A 1,442-nucleotide genomic window follows, 5' to 3' on the forward strand; every position below is an offset into this window, starting at 1 on the left:
GAGTGCGAGAGTCCTTCTTTTTTGAGTTTATCCAACACAAAATGGTCGATTTCGTTTTTAGCAAAACTGGTTTCATTATCTTTAAATAGTCCGATTCGAGCAAAAAATCCACCAACCGATGGAACACTTGGCTTTTCAGGTTGCTGATAGGCCCAATGTTCGCCCCATTTTGCTCCACCATCAATCCATTTTTTTAGTATTTCTATTTCTTCTTTTTTGAGCGGCTCTTCGTTTTTAGGCATTCGCTCATCCAAATCATTCGTAATGAGGCGTTTATAAAACTCCGAATGCTCTGCATCGCCCGCCACAATTGCAATTTTTCCTGATTTTCCTTTAGTATTAATAGCTTCGTGCGAAAACAAAAAGCTCAGATTCGCAGCTTTTTTTACACCACCATGACACGCAACGCAGTGTTTATTTAAAATTGGCTTTACTTCAGTATTAAAATCGACTTCGTCTTTAAATGGATTGAAGCTAAACGCCATTGAGCCAATGACAGCTGTAACGGATGCACATAAAAGAAATATTTTTGAGCTTTTCATAGATGTCTATACAAGTATGGGTCTTACAAATTTAAGACTTTCGTGCTGATTTCATATAAATATTTTCTAAGAATAATTTATATTCAAAATATCATCACTAAATTTAGCCATTCGACACACCTTTTGCTTGGATTGTATGAAATGAGTTGTAGAATCCTCGAAATACCCAAAAGTTTGTACCGTAAATGTTGCACGTTTTCATAAAACAGCAATATTTAGGAAAATAAAATGTCTATTTTTTGACTTTTAAAACTTACAAAATCTCAATACAATGAGCGATTTTTTATCAAAACTAAAAGGTATTTTTATTGTTCAGACACCCTCCGACGGGCAAACTGCCGAAGCTACGCCTGCAAAAACGGATGTAAATGCTAAACCCGCAGTAACAACTACCAAAACTGAGGTAGTAACGCCAGCGGGCAAAGTTTCGGATAAGTTTTATGAGATTCTGTTTGGGGCAATGGAAACAAATAATCAGCCTGGGTTTGATTATTTAGAGTACAAAAAGTCTTTGCAGACACTCGCTAAAATGCCAATGGATGAAGCTACTCGATACAGTTCGGCTTATGCTGCGGCACAGGCCATGGGTGTTTCGAGTCAGCAGCTCAATGATTCGGCACAGTTTTATCTGAATGTATTGAAAACCGAAGACTCAAAATTTCAAGAATCGGTCAATGCTCAACGCCAAAAACAAATCGGAAGTAAAGAAAAAGCCATTGCTGACCTCGATGCTACCATTAAGGCCAAAGGCGAGCAAATAGCCAGACTCACGCAAGAAATAGCTGCTCATCAAGAAGATATGGGTAAAATGAAAGCTGAGATTTCGGAAGCAGTAGTGAAAATAGAAACAACCTTGAGCGATTTTCATGCAACATACAGCGATTTAATCGGTCAAATCGG

2 protein-coding genes are annotated in these 1,442 nt (G+C 37.9%); one reads left to right on the forward strand and one right to left on the reverse strand.

Annotation, left to right across the window (positions count from 1 at the left end; all coding sequences use genetic code 11):
• Positions 1–542 (reverse strand): c-type cytochrome domain-containing protein (locus ACOVO2_RS21740; RefSeq protein ID WP_421771987.1); only part of this gene is annotated, 542 nt, incomplete at its 3' end.
• 271 nt (positions 543–813) lie between these two features.
• Here ACOVO2_RS21740 and ACOVO2_RS21745 point away from each other — a divergent pair.
• On the forward strand, positions 814–1,442 hold a 629-nt coding region (locus tag ACOVO2_RS21745; protein ID WP_421771988.1), incomplete at its 3' end, for a hypothetical protein.

The organism is Emticicia sp., from assembly GCF_049241225.1.
In the GTDB taxonomy this organism is placed as follows: Bacteria; Bacteroidota; Bacteroidia; order Cytophagales; family Spirosomataceae; genus Emticicia.